Raw genomic sequence first — 15,867 nt, 5'->3', positions numbered from 1 at the left:
CGCGTGGAAAGTGAACAAACAGTGTGTCAGTCGTCTTCGCCGTCAAGATCGCTGCCGCGCTTGATGGTTCCCTCGCCGAAGCGCTCGCGCAGATCGTCGAGCGTCGCTTGCAGGCGGCGTTTCTGTTCGTGTGCGTGTGGATCGTCCCACAGGCCGAGCTGCTGGTGCGGATCCTCAAACCCGCTCAGGCTGACCCCGATCAGGCGCACCGCCCGGCCACGCGGCCAGTGCTGGGTAAATAACTGCTCCGCCTGCGTGTAAATCTCGTCGTCCTGATTGGTGGGATGGTCGAGCGTGACCTGCCGCGTCAGGGTGGTGAAGTCCGCCCAGCGCAGCTTGAGCTTGATCGTCGTGCCCGCCAGCCGGTCGCGCCGCGCTTGCCAGCCGACGCCGTCCGCCAGCCGACGCAGCACGCGCCGCAGCGCTTCGCCGTCGTCGATGTCGCGCGTGAAGGTCGTCTCGCGGCTGATCGACTTGGTATCCTGCTCCGGCTCGACCGGGCGCTCGTCGATGCCGCGTGCGTGGCGGGCCAGGCTCTCGCCGTTTTTGCCGAACCGCTGTGCGAGATCGTCGGCGGGCCAGCGCGCCAGATCCGCGATGGTGCGGATGCCCAGGCGCGCAAGGGCTTCCTCTGTCTTTGGCCCGACGCCCCACAGCTCGCTGACGGGCAGCGGCGCAAGGAACGCCGCTTCCTCGCCGGGGGGCACGACGGTGATCGCGTTGGGCGGCTGGCCGCTGCGCACGCGGCCCTTGCCGATCGTGTTGGCGATCTTCGCCACGAGCTTGTTCGTCGCTACACCCAGCGAGCACGGCAGGTTGAGTTCTTCGTTGATCGTGCCCTGAAGATCCCGCGCGATACGTTCCGCCGGGCCGGGCAGCAGGCTCACGTCCAGAAACGCCTCGTCGATCGAAAGCTGCTCGACCAGCGGCGTCAGCGTGTGCAGCCGCTGCATCACCTTGTGCGAGGCGGCGCTGTAGGCGGCGCGATCGTGCCGGACGATGATCAGATCCGGGCAGCGGCGCACGGCCTGGACCATCGGCATGGCGGAATGGATGCCGAACTGCCGCGCGGCATACGAGCACGAGGCGACGACGCCGCGCTGGTCGGGCCGCCCGCCGACGGCGAACGGCTGGCCGCGCAGCGACGGGTCACGCTGCTCCTCGACGCAGCAGAAAAACGCGTCGAGATCGAGGTGGAGAATCTTGCGGATCGCCATGCGTCAAGTGTAGCATGGACGTTCAAAACTGCGGAGGGGTGTCGCGCCGCAAGTTGACGCCGCGATCCGCCGGGAGTATGCTACGCGGCGATGCGCCCGACCGGAGAGGAATTCCCCTATGCCCGACCCGCAGTCCCCCACGATCACCGTGTTGATGGCCGTGCACAACGGCGCGGCGACCCTGCGTGACGCGCTCGACAGCATCTTGGCACAGACGTTCGCCGATTTCGAGTGCCTGATCGTGGATGATGCCTCGACCGACGTCACGCCGGAACTGCTGCGCGCCGCTGCGGAGGCCGATCCGCGCGTCCGGATCGTGCGCAACGCGGAAAATCTGGGTCTGACGCGCTCGCTCAATCGCGGGTGGGATCTGGCGCAGGGACGGTACATCGCGCGCATGGACGCCGACGACGTGGCGCTGCCGGAACGCTTCGCGCGGCAGGTCGCACTGCTCGATGCGCGGCCAGAGGTCGGCGTGTGCGGCACGTGGATCGAGACGATCGGCGATCCGGCGGGCGACGTGTGGGACTTCCCGGCGGACGATGCGGCGATCCGCAGCCGCCTGATTTTCGAAAACGTTATGCCGCATTCGACCGTGATGTTCCGCCGCGCGGCATTCGACGCCGCCGGGCTGCGCTACGATCCGGCCTTTACCGCCGCACAGGATTACGACCTATGGGTGCGGGCCGCGCCGTTTGTGCGCTTCGCCAACGTGCCGGAGGTGCTGCTGCACTACCGCGTGCACCCGGCGCAGATCGGGTCGGCGCGGCGGGCGGAGCAGCGGGCGTGCGCTCAGCGTGTGCGGCCCGCGCAAATCGAGCGGCTGGGGCTGCATTTCACGGAGGCGGATCTGGCGCTGCATGAGTCGCTGGCGCTGTGGCAGGTCGCACGCGGCTACGGGGATCTGCGCCGGATCTCGATCTGGTTGGCGGCGCTGCAAACGGCCAACCGCGCCGCCGGGATCTACCCCGAACCGGCGTTCACGCAGATTCTGACGGATCGCTGGTGGATGGCGTATCCTCGCCAATCCGAGCGCGGCCTGGGGGCGTGTCTGGCGCTGGCGCGCTCGCCGTTCGTGTGGGCAGGGCCGGAGCCGTGGGCGCAGCGGCGGCGGTTCGCGCTGCGTGACGCGTGGGCGGTGAGCGTCGCGCGGATCAAGGATCGTCTGAGACCGATCAAACGCATGGTGCGGGGTTAACAGGGCGTATGGCAATACGCCCCTACGCGCGCTGTGTATCTGCTGCGTGACGCGCGATCAATTCCCGGTAAAACGCCAGATACGTGTCGCCCTGCTGTTTCAGGCTGAAGCGCGCGCGGACGTCGCGGGCGGCGTTCTCGCTGAGTTGGCGGCGCAGCGGATCGTCGGCCAGCAGCGCGAGCGCGGCCTCGGCCATCGCGGGCGCGTCGCCGGGACCGACCAGCACACCGGTTGCTTCCGCCGGATCGCTCGTATTCCAGCGTGGATCGAAATGCGCGAGGCCCCGGATCTGCTCCGGGATGCCGCCGACTGCCGTCGCCACGACCGGCGTGCCGCACGCCAGCGCTTCCAAAACCGTGTTCGGGAACGTATCGGCATACGCCGCGTGCAGATAGAGGTCGGCGGTCTGATAGTACTGCGCCACGACCGCCGGATCGCGCTGGAAGGGCACATAGCGCACGGCTGCACCGTCCCACGTTTCGTCCTCGCCACTTTCGCCCAGCACCACGAACATCAGCGGGCGATCCCCTATGCGCGCCGCGATCTGCCGCACGGCGGCTTCGAGCGTGGCGTAGTCCTTCCACACGTTGCTGCGAATCCCCAGCGCCGTAAACAGCAAAATGGCCGCATCCGGCGGCAGGCCGAGCGCCTCGCGGACCGCGCGCGCATCATTCGCCGGGCGGAAGGTATCCACATCCACGCCGTTCGGGATCACGCGCGCCTCGCTGACGGCGGGCATCAGCATCGACTGCTGCGCCCGATCGAGCAGCCACTGGCTCGGCGCGGCGATGGCGAAACGGCTTTGTGCGTAAATGTCGCGCTTGCGCGCCCAGTTGATCGCGGTCGCGTCGCGGCGGATGGGCGGGTACAGCGCGAGGTCAGGGCAGTGTGCGCACCCGGTCTTCCACCAATCGCCTTTTAACGCGTGGGCGCAGTGCCCGGTGAACAGCCACATGTCGTGCAGCGTGATCAGCAGCGGGCGCTGGCGGCTCAGGCGCGAGATCTGGCGCAGGTCGAAGTAGTCGATGTGCAGATTGTGCGCGTGCACGATGTCCGGCGGCTGTGGGGGCAGGTCGAGCAGGCGGCGTGTGCCGGGATAGCGCATGGTCTGGATGCCGCGCGTGCGGTCGAGCGCGATGCCCGGCTCCGCTAAATATTCCGCCAGCCGCCGCACGCGCCACACGCCGCGCAGCCGGTGGCTGACCGGCCCCATGCGCTCGTAAACGCGCCACCAGAAGCGGGTCCACGGCCCGCGCAGGGCGGCGTTGGGGATCAGGTACGTGCCGGGATCGTGCGCGCGCTTGATGCCGACGGCCATCTCCGCGATGTGCCCCTGCGCGCGGTAGTATGCCATCAACTGCGCCGCGATGCGTTCCGCGCCGCCGCCCACATCGTAGGTGCTGACTTGCAAAATGCGCAGCGGATCGGTTTCGGCGGGCATGGGCCGGATCACCGCGCGGCCAGGGCGCGCACGGCGCGGCGGGCGATACGCTTGGGCAGCGCCAGGGTGCGGCGCAGACGGGCGCGGGCGGGACGCGAGTCGTAGCGGAATTTGAGTGCGGCGCGCTGAAGGATGTAGCGCGGGGAGCGCAGCAGGCGGTCGATGTCATCCGTGGGCCGCTGCTCGACGCTGACCACGCCCTCGGCCAGATCGCGCCGCAGCGCCTCAATCTGCTCGGGGTGCGGGCCGCGATAGCGTTCCAGCCAGCTCGGATAGGTGTAGACGTTGTGCACGTGGAACGGATCTTCCAGGCGTAGGAAGGTGCCTTCCGCCCACTCTCCGTAGCCGCTGCGCGCGACCCAGGCGGCGCGGTCGTAATAGCTGCTCTTGTTGAAGACCTGCTTGGGGAACACCAGCGAATAGTGGTACATGACGATGCCGTGCCGGGCGAGCGTCGCACCGTCGATCCAGTGCAAATCGTGCAGGTCGCGCCCCTGGTCATCGACCACAGTTGGCGGGCGGTGCGTGGTGTAGTGGTAGCCGGGCCCCCACTTGAACAGTCGGTGGAACTCGTCACCGCCGTCGCGCAGGTAATACCCGTCCGTAATCGACTCGAAGCCGCCCCAGAACGTGCGCGTCTTGAACGACACCGCTGTGATGGACGGATCATCGCGCAGCAGGTCCAACACGGCCTGCATATCCTGCGGGCGGTAGAACTCGTCGCTGTCCACCTGCCACAGGTAGTCGCCCGTCGCGCGCTCGGCGTAGGCCTGCGACATCTCGTCCTTTTCGCCGGTCCAGAGGCCGTCGCGCGTGACGATCTGGAGTTTGTCGTCGGGATCTTCCTCGGCCTTGAAGCGCCGCAGCGTCTCCAGCGTGCCGTCGAGTGAGTGGCCGTCCAGCGTGGCGACGTCTGCCGCCGCCGGAGCCGCGCCCTCCACCACGATGATCTCGTGAGCAAACGGGTACAGCGCGCGCAGGTTATACCGCACGAACGGCTCACCGTTGAGCACGATCATGCCAAACGAGACGCGCGGCAAATCGCTCATGCCTGGGGACGCTCCGCCACGGCGCGGATCTGGTAATTGCGCTTGTAGATGGCGTACAGGTGCGCCAGCCGGTCGAAGCCGCGCGGCCCCAGCCGGGCATACCAGCGCGTATAGTTGGGCGGCCACTTGTGCTGGATGGCATCCGCGCGGATGTTGGTATAACCCGCCGCGTAGAACAAATTGCCCAGCGTGAGGGGGTTCCAGGTATACAGGTGCTGGTTGATGTCGTTCGGGCGGTAACCTTCATCCGGTTTTTGATGTGGCACGACGAACACCGCTTTGCCGCCCGGCTTGAGCTTGGGCAGCAGCGCGCGCAGGATGTCCAGCGGGCGCTCGACGTGTTCCAGCGCGTGATTCGACACGATCACGGTGGCGAAGTCGTCTGGCACGTCTTCCGGGCGCTCGTACACCGTCAGGCCCAGGCGCTGCGCCTCGTCACGGGCGTTCGCGCTGATCTCGATGCCCGCCTTCGTCTGGCAGGCGATCTCGTGCAGCAGATAGCCGCCGCCGCAGCCAAAATCGAGCACGGTATCGGTCGGCTGGAGGTAGGGCGCGAACTTGAACAGGTTCGCTTTGCCTCCAAACGCGCCGATGTTCTTCTGCCAGTTGAAATAATCCGCATCGTAATTCATGAATTAGACCGCCGATTCGGCTTTGGAAGCAGGCACACTCAACATCTGTTTGCACCACATCTCCAGGCACAGCGCCTTGAACGGCATGGGGAGGACCCCGCGCTTATAGCCTTCGCGCCGGATGGCCCGTTCTGCGCCGTCGGGCGTGAGGATGCCCGCCTGCACCAATGCGCCGTCGCGCAGGTCGCCGCCGTAGGCGTCGATCAGCGCGCGCATCCATTCCAGCGTGGGCGGCGAAAAGCCCAGTTTAGGCCGGTTCATCACCCAGTCGGGCAGCACGTCACGCAGCGCGGCGCGCAGCCACGCTTTGGGCGGTTGGTTCAGGTCCGGCTGCGTTTTGCGGTGCCCAATCACGATCTCCACCAGCCGGTAATCGACCAGCGGCAGCCGCAGCTCGACCGACGACGCCATGCTCAGCCGGTCGCCCTGTGCGATGCCGTTTTCGAGCAGGTACGTCTGGCTGATGAGCTTGGTCATCAGGACCGGCACGTTCCACGGCTGCGGCGCGGTGAAGGGCGCGTAGGCACTGCGCGACTCAAGCTGGGCCTGCATCGCCGGGCCGTAATAGCCGCCGCGCCGGAGCTGCGCTTGCCGGAAATCCACGACGCTGTCCATGAACACAGGCGTATCGGCGTAGCCGTCCGCGATGCGCCGCCAGCGGGCGCGCGTCTCGTGACCGTCGTCCCGGCCCAGCATGGTGCGCAGCCAGTTTTTCCACACGTCCGGCGACGGATCGCGCGGGAGCGGCAGCCATTCGCTTTGCAGCGTGCGGCTGAGCTTTTCGCCGGTCGGCATCTGGCCCGCGTACAGGCGCTGCTTGAGCAGTGTATCTTCCGCTGCCTGCTGCACCCATGGGTAGCCCCAGAATAATTCGTCCCCGCCCTGACCCTGCAGCAGCACCGGGACGCCGTGCTCGCGCGCGAGGCGGTTGACACTGTAATAGCCGAAGCTGGCCGGGTCCGCGATCGGATCGTCCAGCGCGCGTATCACCTGCGGGAACGCCGCGACCATGTCCGAGGTCGCCAGTTCGACGTCGTGGAAGGGCAGGCCCAGGTGATCGGCCAGGGCTTTGGCCCCGGCGCGCTCGTCGTTTTCGGGACGGCCCGGATAGCCGATGCTGAAGGCGTGCATCGTGCCGGGATAAGCGCGCGCGGCCAGCGCCGCCAGCGCGCTCGAATCCAGCCCGGCGCTGAGCGCGACGCCAACCGGCACGTCGGAGCGCACGATCAGGCGGCTGATCGTGTCCAGCTCCGCGCGCAGATCCTCGACCGGATCGCCCTCCAGGGCGGGCGCGGCGGCCATATCCCAGTACTGGCGCTGGCGCACGCGCCACGGCTTGAGCGAGATCGCCAGCGTATGCCCGGCGGGCAGCTTGCGCACGCCTTGCAGCGCGGTGCGCGGCTCCGGGATGTAGCCGAAGTGGAAATACTGGTCGATGGAGACGGGATCGAGATCGGGCGTGTGGGGCAGCCCGGCCAGCAGCGCTTTGAGTTCGCTGGCGAACACAACGCGCCCGTCGCCCTCCCACACGTAGAGCGGCTTTTCGCCCATACGGTCGCGGGCTAGCAGCAGCCGCTGGCGATCCACGTCCCACAGCGCGAAGGCGAACATGCCGCGCAGATGCTGCACGCATTCGTCGCCGTGTTCTTCGTACAGGTGCGCGATGGTCTCGCAGTCGGAATTGGTGTTGAAGCGGTGGCCGAGTGTTTCCAGCGCGGCGCGCTGCTCGACGTAGTTGTAAATCTCGCCGTTGGCGATGACCACCACCGAGCGGTCTTCGTTATAGAGCGGCTGCCAGCCGCCGGTCAGGTCGATGATGCTCAGGCGGCGCATCGCCAGCGCCAGATGCGGCGCGTTGTAGTCGCCCGCGCCGTCCGGCCCCCGGTGACTCATCTGGTTGTTCATGGCGGTCACCCGCACCCGCGCCTCTTTCGTCAGCGGGGTGCGGCTGATCGTACCGGTAATTCCACACACAGCGGCTGTGTTCCTTTGCCTCTACCCGGCAGAAAGGCCGGGCCTTGCTTACGATCTCACGCGCGGATCAATCACCATCCCGGCCCAACTGCATCAGCAGCGCCTGGACCGTCTCGCCCATCTGGAACACCCGGCGAAAACCGCGCTCGTACAGGTAATTTTGGAAGGCCGGATATGTCGTCCGGTCGCGGCGGAGCAGGCCGCGCGCCAGATCCAGCCCGAACTGAATCCCATGATACCCAAGCTGGCGCACGGTTTGGAGTACGGCACGCCTACTCTTGGGCGGCGGCGAGTCGCTGTGATTGAGCTTATACCAGTCGCGCCCGCCCGCGAAGCGCTGGCCCATCAGCCAGCGCAGGCTCATCAGGCGCGGCTTGACCAGATGCAGCACGACCAGCGCCGGATCGTACCACACCAGCGCGTCAGGATCGGCGGCGCGCAGACGCTTGATCAGGTCGGTCTCTTCGCCGTACGCGACACGCCCGCCCGCCATGCCCAGGCCGGGATCGAAGCCGTTCAGCGCGGCCAGCAGATCGCGTCGCACGAAGATGTTGCCGCCGTCCAGAAATTCGTCCGGTCCCAGCGCGCGCGCCTCACTGCCCTGATCGTGTGAGGCGTAGCTGTCTTTGAACCACACAGGTTTGGGCGACATGTAAAACGCGAAGTAAGGACCGCCCAACGCGGCAGGCGCGCGATCCTCGATCACGCGGCGGGCGTTGGCGAGCCAGTCGGGGGGCAGCTTGCAGTCGTCGTCGGTGTAGGCGACGTAGGTCCCGCGTGCCTCGCGCCAGCCCCGGTTGCGCGCGTGCGACAGGCCCTGGGCCGTTTCGAGCACGTGACGGACGCGCGGCGCATAACGCTCGACCGTGGCGCGCGTGTCGTCGGTGGAGTTGTTGTCGATGACCAGGACTTCGTACCGATCGGGATCGAGCGTCTGGGCGCAGAGCGTATCGAGTGCCTGGGCCAGCAGCGCGGCACGGTTATAGGTGCATACGACGACGGAGATCAGCGGCGCGGAGGCCGGGCGGGACGGATCGGTCATGCCGGGTTGAGGACCTTCGATGTCACAGCAGGATCGGCGCGGGCCGCTGTTGGCCCGACGCCGCGAGTATACCGTCTTTTGGCGGGGCCGCCTACGCGATGCGGTACTTCAGCTCCCACTGATCTTTGACGTGGTTGAACTTGAAGATCGGGCGCTTGCGCAGCAGACGCATCCGTGCCGCCACGCCGCGCAGCTTCATCGGCATCCGCGAGATGAAGTGATCCTGCAAGTACGACTCGAAAGGCGTATACGAGCGGCCCCCATACTTGTTGAGGATCTGCGTCGCCTCTTGCAGATAGGCCTGGAGCTGGTTGGCGGTCTTCTGGCTGCCGTGCACGCGGAACCCGGCCAGCGGCGTATCGACGCCGTACAGTTCGGCGTGCTGGAAGAAGCGCGCCCACAGCTCGAAATCGCCCGCCAGCTTGAACGAGGCATCCAGTTGGCCGCCCGCGCGGTCCCACAGTCTGCGCCGCCAGAAGGTCGATTCCTGCTGGATGAAGTCGGTGGCGTAGCGCCCCCGATCGGGCAGGTTCTCGCCCCGGAAGAACGCTTTGCGGTGGAAGCCGTCCAGGCTGAAGCAGCTCACCGCCAGCCCGCGCTTGTCCCACGACAGCAGATGGCGCGTGGTGATCCAATCAACCTGCGGGAAGGTGGTGAAGATATCCGTGACCACCTGGAAAGTCCACGGCATATACTTGTCGTCGGAGTTCAGCCAGGCCATGATGTCGCCGCCGGTCTTGGCGAAGCCCTTGTTGACCGCGTCGTACTGGCCGTTATCCGGCTCGCTGACCCAGTAGGCCAGTTTGTCCTCGTACTTGCGGATGATGTCCTGGCTGCCATCGGTCGAGTTGCCGTCGATGATCACGTATTCGAGGTTGGGGTAGTTTTGGTCAAGAACGGAGTGGATTGTTTCGTCTAGAAACTGCGCCTGATTGAAGGAAGGTGTGACAATCGACAGCTTCAGTGTTTGTTCAGTCATCCCCACTTCGTCCGTTCTGTGTGCGTGCTCGTCCGCGCTGGTGGCGTTCAGATATCGATTATAGGGGAAAAGCGTAAAAATGCAGTCAAAAAAGCGCTGCAATTATCGCTGGGTGTCGAGCGCGCCGTGGCTGCGCACGTAAACGGTGGCGGCAAGCACGCCTGCGATGCAGATCAATGCGCAGATGAACAGCGCCGTCGAAACCCCGAACAGGTCCGAAAACAGGCCGATCAGAAAGCCGCCCAGCGGGGTGCTGCCCACAAAGAGCAGCACGTGCACGCTCATCAGGCGGCCCCGCAGTTCGTCGGGCGCGAGAAGCTGGAGCAGCGTATTGGACGTGATGGCGAAGATGATGCCGCAGAAGCCCATCACCGCCAGCAGTCCCAACGACAGTACGTACACGCGCGAGAGTGCGACCATCGCAAAGAGGACGCTGAATCCGAACGCGCCCCACAGCAACCGCTTCAGGCTGACGGTTTTGGCGTAGGCCGTCGCCATTGCCGCGATCAGCGACCCGATGCCCAGGAAGGACATCAACGTGCCAAGTCCGGCGGCAGTCTTGTGCAGGACGAAGTCGGCCAGCAGCGGCAGCGTCACGCTGAAGTTATAGCCAAACGTGCCGATGACGGCCACCGCAATGAAGATCGTCAGGATGGCGGGCGTGCGCCACGCATAGGCCAGCCCTTCCATCACCTGTTTGGTGGGGTTCCCTTTGCGCGGCGGCGGTGGGGTATGCAGCGCCAGCGTATCCATGCGCAGCAGGGCGATCAGCACGGGGATGAATGTCACCGCGTTGATGATCAGCGTCAGGGCGATGCCCACCTGATCGATGATGATCCCGGCGATGGACGGCCCCACGATGCGCGCCGCGTTGAAGGCGGTTGAGTTCAGCGCGAGCGCGTTGGGCAGATCGTCGCGCCCGACCATCTCCACCACGAACGCCTGCCGCGTCGGATTGTCCACGGCGGTGATGATGCCCTGGATGGCGGCGAGAACGTAAATATGCCACAGGGCGATGTGGTCGGTGGCGACCAATCCGCCGAAGATGAACGCCTGGATCATCGACGCGGCCTGGGTGAACAGGATCGCGCGCTGTTTGCGCAGGCGGTCGGCCAGCACGCCGCCGTACAGGGCCAGCAGCGTCACGGGCAGAAACTGCACCGCCGTCACCAGTCCCAGCGACAGCCCCGATCCGGTGATTTGCAAGACGAGCCACGATTGGGCGGTGGTTTGCATCCATGTCCCGCTCAAGGAGACAATCTGCGACCACCAGAACAGGCGGAAGTTGTAGTTGTGGAGTGCGCGGAACCCTTGCGTCAGACGGCGCGGGACCAATTTGGCGGACGATGCAGAACCGGAAAGTGGGTCGGACGATTGGCTGTCGGTGGTCATAGGGTTGGCGTTTCCAGGTTAAATCCAGTTAACCGCTTACATTAGCTCGTGCACTACTCAGAATCAACCCCCTTTGTACACGGTTCGTTCTGTGCTTTGGCTCCTGTACCCTTACGATCTACAATGAACCTGTCTCCCGGGACGGCGCGCAGTTCTGGCGAGGTGGCAGGGGTCCGGTACTCCGCGCGCAGGCACACGATGACACTCAACGTTCTTTTGATTGTAGCAGCAGCCAGTTTGATCATCGGCCTGTCGAAAGGGGGCCTTGGCCCTGGCGCGGGGATGCTCGTGACGCCGCTGCTCAGCCTGGCGATGCCGGTCCCGGAAGCGGTGGCGATGGCGCTGCCGCTGCTGCTGCTCGGCGATTTTTTTGCGCTGCGGCTGTACTGGAAGCAGTGGAGTCCGTACCACATCCGGCTGCTGCTGCCGTTTTCGGTGGTGGGCGTGCTGTTGGGCATCGCGGTGCTGGCCTCCTTGCCGGATGCCGCGCTGCGCATCCTGCTGGCGGTGTTCACCCTGATCGCGGTGGCCTATAAGACCGTCAGCGACCGCATCTCCTCGCTGACGTACCGGCACCACAACTGGCATGCCTATCTCGCGGGCGGGGCGTCGGGCTTCACTTCTGCGGTCGCCAACGCGGGCGCGCCGCCCTTCACGACCTATATGCTGCTGCAAAAGGTCAGTCCCGTGGAGTTCATCGGCACGACGACGCTGTTTTTCATCACCGTGAACCTGATCAAGCTGCCAACCATGATTACGGCGGGCTTCATGGACATCAGCGATTTCGGCGGCGTGCTGCTGGGCGTCCCGCTGGTGCTGGCCGGGGCATGGCTGGGGCGGCGCTTCATCGACATGGTACAGCCGCGCGTGTTCGACGGCATCATGACTGGCATGCTGGTGCTGGCGGCGGTGATGTTGTTGGCGAAGTAGGGCCGGTCCGCCGTCCCATTGCACAATGCGGTAGGGGCGTATCGCAATACGCCCCTACAGATAAACCAACCCCAGATGACACGATTTCCCCTGTTGCGTTTCGGCTAACCGCTGTTTGCTAACGGCTGCCCGCCCTATTGCGCCGTCCAACCGCCATCGACCAGCAGCAGGTGGCCGGTGACCATGCCGCCCGCCGGGGACGCGAGGTAAATTACCGCGCCCGCCACGTCCGCGATGGTCCCGACCTTGTTGATCGGGATGCGCGACAGCACCCCCGCGAGGTAGTCCGGGTTGTCGAGCCGTTCCGCCGTGCCCGGCGTGTAGATGAAGGTCGGCCCCACCGCATTGACGGTCACGCCGCGCGCGGACCATTCGAGCGCGAGCACCTTGGTCAGCATGTTCACGCCGCCCTTGGTCGCGCAGTACACGGCATGATCGCGGATGCCCACTTCGCCCGCCTGGGAACTCATGTTGACGATGCGCCCGTAGCCCTGTTCCAGCATGATCTTGCCCGCCGCCTGACAGCAGAAAAACAGCCCCTTCAGGTTGACGTCCATTATGCCGTCCCAGTCGGCTTCGGTCACGTCCGTCGCGGGGTGGTTGAAGCCCAGCCCGGCGTTGTTGACCAGGATATCCAGCCGCCCGAAGTGATCCTTGACCCGCTGCATGGCAGGCACGATCTGCGGAACCTGCGTCACGTCCAGCAAAACGGCCAGCGCCTCGCCGCCTTCGGCTTCGATCTCCTGCACAAGCTGGCGCAGCGCGTCCCCATCGCGCGCCATGACCGCGACCTTCGCCCCGGCGTGCGCCAGCGCTTTCGCCAGCCCGTAGCCGATGCCCTTACTCGCTCCGGTGACCGCCGCGACCTGTCCGGTCAGTTCAAAACTTGGATATTCGGCCATATGCTGTGCTCCTCGGGGTAAAAGACAAATGGATCTATAAAGACATAGGGGCAATCCGTAAATTGCCCCTATGGGGTAGTGCATCTGGCGGGAGCAGCGCGTCAGGCGGCTGCTCCCGGCGTACGGTTTATTTGACGCCCAGCGCCTTCGCCAGCGCGTCTTTCATGACGGCTTCGGGCGCTTCGAGACCGGTCCACATCGTGAAGCCGATCATGCCCTGGTACACCAGCATCGACAGGCCGTCGAGCACGGGCATGCCGCGCTTCGATGCAGCATCGAGCAGCGGTGTGATGGGCGGGTTAAATACCACGTCCGCGACCAGCATATCCTGCCGCGCCGCGCTCAGATCGACGTCCGGCATGGCGTCCACGTCAGGATACAGGCCGATCGACGTGGCGTTGATGAACAGGTCGGTTTCTTCCGGCACGCGGTAGGTGCCCTGCCACGGCTCGAAGCGGATCGGGGAGCGGGCGATGTTGTCCTGAAGGTGCTTGACCATGCCCGCGCCGCGTTCCACCGAGCGGTTCACCACCAGCAGATCCGAGACCCCGGCCAGCAGCAGCTCGGTCGCGATCGCGCGGGCAGCGCCGCCCGCGCCGATCATCACGACGCGCTTGCCCGACGGGTCCATGCCCGCGTCCACGCGCACGCCGCGCAAAAAGCCTTTGCCGTCGGTGTTTTCCCCGATGAGCCGGTCGCCTTCGCGCCGCACGGTGTTCACCGCGCCGATCACCGCCGCATCTCCGGATACGTTGTCCAGGTACTGCAGCACGGCGACCTTGTGCGGGATGGTCAGGTTGATGCCCTGCATCCCGAAGGCGCGCACGCCCGTGATTGCGTCGGCCAGTCCGTCCGGCTTCACTTCGATGTTCAGGTAACGCCAGTTCAGGCCAACTTCACGAAAGGCGGCCTCCTGCATGACGCCGGTCGGATTTTCGGCGACCGGGTAGCCCAGGACGCCGACAAGCTCTGCTTTATAGTTGGCTGGCATGGCTCCCTTTCCTTTTCAGCGCGCGATTTTTAGGCCAGCCCCGGATGGCCGGGGTTGAAGTGGCGCAGGATCACCAGCGGCTCGGACGAGCTGCGGTTGGTGAACTGGACGCCTTCGCTGGCGGCCTTCTGCGTGACGAAGAACTCGTCTTCGGTCATTTCGCCAAAGCGGATCATCGACGGAGCCGAGATCGCGTGCTGGCCGATCGTGCCGTAGCCCTGGACGCAGATCAGACCGTAACCGACCGGGTCCTTCACCGTGACGGTGCGACCGGGCGCGACGGTCAGGCGCTTGGCGCTGAACCACTCGCTGCGGTAGACGATCCACTCGTCGTTGTAACCTTCGGCCTTCATCGTCTCGACGTCACCCGCTGGCTTGGGAGCCATGAAGTGATTGTCCTTGAAGTTCGGGTCGAGGTTCTGATCCCAGTCCAGCAGCGAGATCAGGTAATCGTAGTCGTAGGCCTTATCTTCGGGCACGTCCTTGACCAGCATCGAGCGGTCGATGATCTGGTAGTCGGCAATGAGCGACTGCCACATCGAGAACACGTCGCTGGCGCGCTGCGGCTCGTAGGTGCACATCGTGCCCGGCGCGTGCAGCAGCCCCGGCGGGACGTACCAACCGGTATCAACCATCAGGCGATACGCTTTCGACAGACCGAGAATGCCGTTGTCGCCCTCGTTCCAGCGCTTGAGGCAGTCGATCACCTGTTCCTTGGTCGTGCCCGGCTCGAAGCCGAAGAACGTGTAGGGGAAGGTGTCAAGCGCAAAATTGTACTGGGCGGGATAGAAGTAGGCTTCGGGCTTGCCGTTTTTGCCCACTTCGGCGGCCTTTTCGTCGCTCTGGTGCAGGTGGTGCGGCAGCGGGTACATGTTGTCGAAGAACTTGCTGTACATCACCCAACCGCCGTACTTATCTACGGCTTCCTGGCCCAGAAAATCGACGGCGCTGTCATCCATCGCGTCGCGCAGCGTGACCTTGCTGCCTTCGCCGACGTAAATGTAGCTCAGGCCCTCATCCCAGGGTGTGCCGGGGCCGTTGTCTGCTGCCGTGGTGGACGAGAACCAGCGCTCGTCGATGCCGCCGCGCTCGCCGCCCAGCGCATACAGATCCTTGGGATGCAGACGGAGCCGCCGCCCCGGGACGCAAAACGAGCGGGGAACCCAGTTCGGCATCAAGCGAACGATGCCGCCGCCCTGCTCCAACGCTTGTTGGATTAACTGCTTTTCGGTTGAACCTGCCATGAAGGTACTCCTTCGCACGCACTACACTTTACCGTGACAAAAAAGTCTATTGACGTACCCCTCGTCTAAATATTTTGTCTTGCCTGTAAACGCCGGGGCAGGTCACGACCTGCCCCGGCTGATTTTAACTCCGGTCGATTACTGCTCCAGCTCGCCGATGCGCTCCGCATCGTTGATGTTGTCAGCGGTGATCAGCTTCGGCGTGAGGTAAACCACGTCGCCCGCTTCGTATTCGCAGCCGCGCAGTTCCAGCACCATGATGCGAACCGCCGTGCGGCTCTGGCCGCCGGGGAACTGCTCGATCGTGCCGGTGATGCCGCCGTCCATGATGCTCTGCAGCGTCTCGGGCAGGGCGTCAAAGCCGAGGATTGCGATCTGGTCGCCGAGGCCGAGGGCGTTCACGGCTTCCAGCGCACCGAGGGCCATGTCGTCGTTCGCCGCGATGATGACATCGGGCGGGGTGTCGAGACCGGCGAGACCGGCTTCGGTCACGGTCAGGGCTTCGTCACGGCTGAAGTTGGCGGTCTGTTCGAAGACGATCGGATACTGGTCCGCCACGCCGTCGAGGACGTTGTGCACGCCCTGGTTACGGTCGATGCCAGGGCCGGAACCGGGCTGGCCCTGCAGGTGGAAGATGGTCGCGCCGTCGGGGTAGTTTTCGAGCACCCAGTTGGCCTGCGCCTCACCACCGAGGACGTTGTCGGCGCCGACGTGCGCGAGGATGCCATCCACGCCTTCGACGCGGCGGTCGATCGTCACCACGGCGACACCGGCTTCCACGGCCTGCTGTACGGCGGGCGCGAGCGCGGCCACGTCCAGCGGGCTGATGATGATGCCATCGACGCCCTGAACGATAGCGGCTTCGACGTCACCGGT

14 protein-coding genes are annotated in these 15,867 nt (G+C 65.3%); 2 read left to right on the top strand and 12 right to left on the bottom strand.

Features of this window, described 5'->3' with window-relative positions; all coding sequences use genetic code 11:
* Window positions 1–26: 26 nt before the first annotated feature.
* Complete coding sequence (gene dinB, locus V7116_RS03505; RefSeq protein WP_324390482.1) at window positions 27–1,217, bottom strand: DNA polymerase IV; 1,191 nt, start codon at window positions 1,215–1,217, stop codon at window positions 27–29.
* A 118-nt stretch (window positions 1,218–1,335) separates the two neighbouring features.
* Here dinB and V7116_RS03500 point away from each other — a divergent pair, with 118 nt between their 5' ends.
* A complete protein-coding gene (locus tag V7116_RS03500) occupies window positions 1,336–2,415 on the top strand; it encodes a glycosyltransferase family 2 protein (protein ID WP_324390480.1) in 1,080 nt (359 codons plus the stop codon).
* Between the two features lie 22 nt (window positions 2,416–2,437).
* On the opposite strand, the gene V7116_RS03495 is transcribed toward V7116_RS03500, so the two are convergent.
* The 7 genes from V7116_RS03495 to V7116_RS03465 all read right to left on the bottom strand — a co-directional run bounded on the left by V7116_RS03495 (window position 2,438) and on the right by V7116_RS03465 (window position 10,924).
* Window positions 2,438–3,856 (bottom strand): glycosyltransferase, encoded by a 1,419-nt coding sequence (locus V7116_RS03495; RefSeq protein WP_324390478.1) that lies wholly within the window; start codon window positions 3,854–3,856, stop codon window positions 2,438–2,440.
* A gap of 8 nt (window positions 3,857–3,864) precedes the next feature.
* The gene (locus V7116_RS03490; RefSeq protein WP_324390476.1) at window positions 3,865–4,905 is read right to left on the bottom strand and encodes a glycosyltransferase family 2 protein; all 1,041 of its coding nucleotides are present in this window, start codon (window positions 4,903–4,905) and stop codon (window positions 3,865–3,867) included.
* On the bottom strand, window positions 4,902–5,537 hold the full coding sequence (locus V7116_RS03485; protein WP_324390474.1) for a class I SAM-dependent methyltransferase: 636 nt from the start codon (window positions 5,535–5,537) through the stop codon (window positions 4,902–4,904). The genes V7116_RS03490 and V7116_RS03485 overlap by 4 nt, the downstream gene beginning before the upstream one ends.
* 3 nt (window positions 5,538–5,540) lie before the next feature.
* Entirely contained in the window at window positions 5,541–7,511 is a 1,971-nt protein-coding gene (gene asnB / locus V7116_RS03480) for an asparagine synthase (glutamine-hydrolyzing) (RefSeq protein ID WP_324390472.1), read from the bottom strand.
* A gap of 67 nt (window positions 7,512–7,578) precedes the next feature.
* Window positions 7,579–8,553 carry a glycosyltransferase family 2 protein gene (locus V7116_RS03475; protein ID WP_324390470.1) on the bottom strand — a complete coding sequence of 325 codons (975 nt, stop codon included), beginning with the start codon at window positions 8,551–8,553 and terminating at the stop codon, window positions 7,579–7,581.
* Between the two features lie 91 nt (window positions 8,554–8,644).
* Complete coding sequence (locus V7116_RS03470; protein ID WP_324390468.1) at window positions 8,645–9,532, bottom strand: glycosyltransferase family 2 protein; 888 nt, start codon at window positions 9,530–9,532, stop codon at window positions 8,645–8,647.
* A gap of 102 nt (window positions 9,533–9,634) precedes the next feature.
* Window positions 9,635–10,924, bottom strand: coding sequence for an MFS transporter (locus V7116_RS03465; RefSeq protein ID WP_324390466.1), 1,290 nt, complete (start codon window positions 10,922–10,924; stop codon window positions 9,635–9,637).
* A gap of 198 nt (window positions 10,925–11,122) precedes the next feature.
* Between V7116_RS03465 and V7116_RS03460 the strand changes: the two genes are divergently transcribed.
* Window positions 11,123–11,854 (top strand): sulfite exporter TauE/SafE family protein, encoded by a 732-nt coding sequence (locus tag V7116_RS03460; RefSeq protein ID WP_324390464.1) that lies wholly within the window; start codon window positions 11,123–11,125, stop codon window positions 11,852–11,854.
* Window positions 11,855–11,988: 134 nt separating this feature from the next.
* Here V7116_RS03460 and V7116_RS03455 read toward each other — a convergent pair whose 3' ends face one another.
* From V7116_RS03455 to V7116_RS03440, 4 genes are all read right to left on the bottom strand, one after another.
* Window positions 11,989–12,756 (bottom strand): SDR family NAD(P)-dependent oxidoreductase, encoded by a 768-nt coding sequence (locus tag V7116_RS03455; protein WP_324390462.1) that lies wholly within the window; start codon window positions 12,754–12,756, stop codon window positions 11,989–11,991.
* 127 nt (window positions 12,757–12,883) lie between these two features.
* Window positions 12,884–13,747 (bottom strand): shikimate dehydrogenase, encoded by an 864-nt coding sequence (gene aroE / locus V7116_RS03450; RefSeq protein ID WP_324390461.1) that lies wholly within the window; start codon window positions 13,745–13,747, stop codon window positions 12,884–12,886.
* A gap of 29 nt (window positions 13,748–13,776) precedes the next feature.
* A complete protein-coding gene (locus V7116_RS03445; protein ID WP_324390459.1) occupies window positions 13,777–14,991 on the bottom strand; it encodes a hypothetical protein in 1,215 nt (404 codons plus the stop codon).
* A gap of 138 nt (window positions 14,992–15,129) precedes the next feature.
* Window positions 15,130–15,867 (bottom strand): substrate-binding domain-containing protein (locus V7116_RS03440; RefSeq protein ID WP_324390457.1); only part of this gene is annotated, 738 nt, incomplete at its 5' end.

Source organism: Aggregatilinea sp., from assembly GCF_036822615.1.
Classification (GTDB): Bacteria; Chloroflexota; Anaerolineae; order Aggregatilineales; family Aggregatilineaceae; genus Aggregatilinea.
The sequence above is the reverse complement of the archived record's forward strand: the minus strand, read 5'-3'. Positions and strand labels throughout refer to the sequence as shown.